The organism is Sphingobium sp. ZW T5_29, from assembly GCF_044987515.1.
Taxonomy (GTDB): Bacteria; Pseudomonadota; Alphaproteobacteria; order Sphingomonadales; family Sphingomonadaceae; genus Sphingobium.
This window is the reverse complement of record NZ_JBJDRM010000027.1, coordinates 1-3,624: the sequence shown is the minus strand read 5'-3', so window position 1 is coordinate 3,624 and position 3,624 is coordinate 1. Positions and strand designations below refer to the sequence as shown.

6 protein-coding genes are annotated in these 3,624 nt (G+C 63.8%); 1 reads left to right on the top strand and 5 read right to left on the bottom strand.

Annotated elements, in window-relative coordinates; all coding sequences use genetic code 11:
• Nucleotides 1–13 precede the first annotated feature (13 nt).
• Complete coding sequence (locus ACI3KQ_RS15875; protein WP_404959301.1) at nucleotides 14–127, top strand: hypothetical protein; 114 nt, start codon at nucleotides 14–16, stop codon at nucleotides 125–127.
• A gap of 11 nt (nucleotides 128–138) precedes the next feature.
• Here the strand turns inward: ACI3KQ_RS15875 and ACI3KQ_RS15870 are convergent, their stop codons facing one another.
• The 5 genes from ACI3KQ_RS15870 to ACI3KQ_RS15850 all read right to left on the bottom strand — a co-directional run bounded on the left by ACI3KQ_RS15870 (nucleotide 139) and on the right by ACI3KQ_RS15850 (nucleotide 3,372).
• Nucleotides 139–765 (bottom strand): ATP-binding cassette domain-containing protein, encoded by a 627-nt coding sequence (locus ACI3KQ_RS15870; RefSeq protein ID WP_404959299.1) that lies wholly within the window; start codon nucleotides 763–765, stop codon nucleotides 139–141.
• Entirely contained in the window at nucleotides 755–1,453 is a 699-nt protein-coding gene (gene modB / locus ACI3KQ_RS15865) for a molybdate ABC transporter permease subunit (RefSeq protein WP_404959297.1), read from the bottom strand. Before modB ends, ACI3KQ_RS15870 begins: the two co-directional genes overlap by 11 nt.
• A 7-nt stretch (nucleotides 1,454–1,460) precedes the next feature.
• Nucleotides 1,461–2,225 carry a molybdate ABC transporter substrate-binding protein gene (gene modA / locus ACI3KQ_RS15860; RefSeq protein ID WP_404959295.1) on the bottom strand — a complete coding sequence of 255 codons (765 nt, stop codon included), beginning with the start codon at nucleotides 2,223–2,225 and terminating at the stop codon, nucleotides 1,461–1,463.
• A 109-nt stretch (nucleotides 2,226–2,334) separates the two neighbouring features.
• A complete protein-coding gene (locus ACI3KQ_RS15855) occupies nucleotides 2,335–2,874 on the bottom strand; it encodes a septal ring lytic transglycosylase RlpA family protein (protein ID WP_404959293.1) in 540 nt (179 codons plus the stop codon).
• A 324-nt stretch (nucleotides 2,875–3,198) separates the two neighbouring features.
• Nucleotides 3,199–3,372, bottom strand: coding sequence for a hypothetical protein (locus tag ACI3KQ_RS15850; protein ID WP_404959291.1), 174 nt, complete (start codon nucleotides 3,370–3,372; stop codon nucleotides 3,199–3,201).
• Nucleotides 3,373–3,624: the final 252 nt, after the last annotated feature.

Sequence of the window (3,624 nt, the reverse complement as noted above, 5' to 3'; positions counted from 1 at the left end):
AGGCTTTGCCGGGATCGACAATCCGATCTATTATAACGCCAACACCCAGATGCTGTTCGGCGACGCCAAGGACATGGTCGGATCCATCGCCAAGGAACTGAGCGGCGGCGGGTCGGGCCTGCACTGAGTAGCGCGATATCAGCTGCCGATGGTCGCCAGCTGGTTGCCCAACCGTTCCGCTTCCGCGGGATCATGGGTAACGTAGAGCATCGGCAGCTTCAGTTCATCCCGGATACGCAGGATCGCGTCGATGATCTCGCTACGGCGGGCTGGATCGATCGACGCGAGGGGCTCGTCCAACAGCAGCGCCCGTGCCCCGGACAATAGCGCGCGGCCCAAGGCGACGCGTTGCGCTTCTCCGCCCGACAAGGACCGCGGCCAGCGGTCGAGCAGCGGTGCGATGCCCAGGAAGGCAACGACTTCGTCCAGGGTCATCCAGCATTCTTCCGACGCGGCGAGGCGGTAGCCGTAGAGCAGGTTCGCCCGCACGCGCAGGTGGGGAAAGAGCCGTCCGTCCTGAAAGACATAGCCCAGGCGGCGGCGGTGCGTGGGCAGGTTCGCGCCCTTTGCCGCATCGAACAGCGTATCGCCATTGACGGCGACATGCCCGCGATCAGGCGTCAACAGACCGGCGACCATGTTGAGAACGGAAGTCTTGCCAGCGCCCGACACGCCGCGCAGCACGGTAAGGCCGCCGGGCACGACGAAGCGCGCTTCGATGATCCGGTCGCCCAGTGTCTTGCTGACATCTACATCAAAGGACATGGCCGCTCCGCCCTGCGCGTTGGCGTTGGCTGAGCGCTTCCGATGCGACCAGCGCGCCCAGCGACAGGGCGACGGAGATCAGCGCCAGCCGCCACACGGTCGCGTCGCTGCCCGGCACTTGCAAGGCGCTGTAGATTGCGAGCGAGAGCGTTTGTGTTTCGCCTGGAATATTGGACACGAAGGTGATCGTTGCGCCGAATTCGCCGATGGAGCGGGCAAATCCGAGGATGAAAGCTGTAACTACGCCTGGAAGCGACAGGGGCAGGGTGATGGTCAGGAAGCAGCGGCCAGGGCTGGCGCCCAGGGTGCGGGCCGCGTCCTCCACCCGGCGGTCCACGGATTCGATCGACAGGCGCATGGCGCGCACCATCAGCGGTAGCGCCATGATGGCGGACGCGACCGCAGCGCCGGTCCAGCGGAACATGACGCTGACGCCCAACCAGCGATCCAGCAGCGCCCCGACTGGCCCCGCAGGGCCAAGCGCCAGCAGTAATAGCCAGCCGATCACGACGGGCGGCAGGACGAGCGGCAGGTGGACTGCCGCGTCCAGCAGGAGTTTCCCCGGAAAACGCCCGCGTGCCAGCAGCCAGGCAAGGGCAAAGGCGAACGGCAGGGTGATGATGACCGCCGCCAGGCTGACCTTCAGCGACAGCCGCACAATTTCCCAATCTGCGAGGCTCAGCATCATGGCCCGATCACTTCACGCCGAAGCCGTAGCGGCGGAAAATTGCCTTGCCGCGTGCCGAGAGAAGGAAGCGGCGGAAGCCGTCGGCGTCCGGGTGGGTCGATCGCGCCAGAATGGACAGCGGATAGGTGATCGGCGGATGGCTGGTCGCCGGAAAGACCCCTGCGATACGGACGGCGGGAGCGGCGCGGGCGTCCGTTGCGTAGACGATGCCGTAGGGCGCCTGTCGCCGTTCCACCATGGCGAGTGCGGCGCGGACATTTTCCGCCGCAGCGATGCGTCGTGCGACCGATGGCCATACGCCCAACGCCGTAAGGGCAGCCTTCCCATATTTTCCGGCAGGTACGCTGTCGGGATTGGCCATGGCGAGCCGCCCCTTGCCCAAGGCCCGCCCCAACGGGAAACCCCGCCCGATGATTATCCGGCGGCCCGTGCCTGCAGGCGCGACCAGCACCAAGCGGTTGGTCAGAAAACCGGTTTGCATCCCGCGACGCAGCAGCCCTTGCGACGCGATGACGTTCATCCAGTCCTGATCGGCTGAAAAAAAGAGGTCGGCGGGCGCTCCCGCGGCGATCTGGCGGGCAAGGGCAGACGATCCGGCAAAGGACAAGACTGGACGGTCATGCCCCATCGCCGACCATGCGTCAGCCGCCGCGCCGAGCGATTCCTGAAGGCTGGCCGCAGCAAGCACGAGCGGCCCTTTCGCGCGCGCGGACGTAGGTGCTACGGAGACGACGATGAGCAGCAGGACGAACAGGTGAAAGCACCGGCGCAATGACGATCCCCTTGGCGATATGCAGGATCATATACAGCGCTGATCCCGGCAGGCGACCGCTAATTCGCCGATCCGCACTTCCCGGCCGTGCGCAGTGTGCGGCGGCTATTCAGCGGATGCGGCTGCGCTGTGCCGCCAGCGCTGCGCCGGACAGGGCGGCACGATCACGCGCTGGCTTGCCCTTGCGCAACCTCTTGCGATCCTTTTCCGGCGGATCGACGCGGCGAACCCGGACGGGCGCGTGCCCTTGCGTCCTGATGCCCAGCAGTTCGGCGGCGCCGCGCGAAAGATCGATGATGCGGCCCTGGGCAAATGGCCCGCGATCATTGACACGCACCAATGCGGTCCGCCCGGTGTCCAGATTCGTGACCTCAACATAAGAGGGCAAAGGCAGGGTCTTATGCGCGGCGCTGATCCATTTGGGGCGAAACTTTTCTCCACGCGCCGTCCGATTCCCGGATTCCGAACCGTACCAGCTGGCGGTGCCAACTTCATCATAAGCAGGCTGGTCGGCGGGGACATAGGTCACGCCTTTGACACGGTAGGGCGGGCCGATCCGCACCGGGCTGTCGGTTACCGGCTGGTAAGAGGCGCAGCCCGCGACGAGAAGGCCAAGGACGACGGGGACGAAACGATGAACGAAGATCATGGCCCGCCATAACGCGTTCCCATCGGACAACTCAAGGCAGACAGCGACGGGTCGATAGTTCCATATTCTTAGAGGATTTCATGGGGGTAGCCCATGTTTCCGTCCGTCGCCCTTAAGGAGGACGGCGCCGCTCCAAATGGCAGGCCGACCAGCATTAAGCGCAAATGCCGATCCGCCGCGGGTCGAATAGAATATCGTTCAGTCGTTGGCGTTCGGGGCACCAGCGGCGTCGCTGACCCCCCCAGGTCATGCGAAGGGTCCGGCTGCCCCGCCAAATTGCGCACGGCCATACAGTCGGACCCATTTGACCAGATGCCGCCGCCTTCAGCCCTGCTGACGCTGTTGCCGCTCCTGATCAGCGGCGTCGATGGCCTTAATAAGGTCATCGAACGCCCCGTCCCGAGGTATGGGAAAAAGGCGCGAAAAATTATTCCCCAGTCGACGAATATCGTTCTGAGTCAAAAGTCCTACCGCCACAATATCTTCACGGGTGTCCATCGGCGACCTCTCCTGAAAGGAGAAACGACGCAGGCAGGATCTGGTGCCAAGCAGTTGCAGTTCCGACGAAAAAAGACCTGGTCGGAAATGTATTTAACATAATCCTTATTATCGATCATTTTGCGTGTAGGCGCCGGATAGAAATGACACCCCTCTGCTAGATAGAAATGACACCCTCAGGCGTCCTTAGCAGAGTCCGGTGGTATGGTCCTCCTGGCAGTTCGGGAGGACGCGCTTATGACGGTGGTGGCG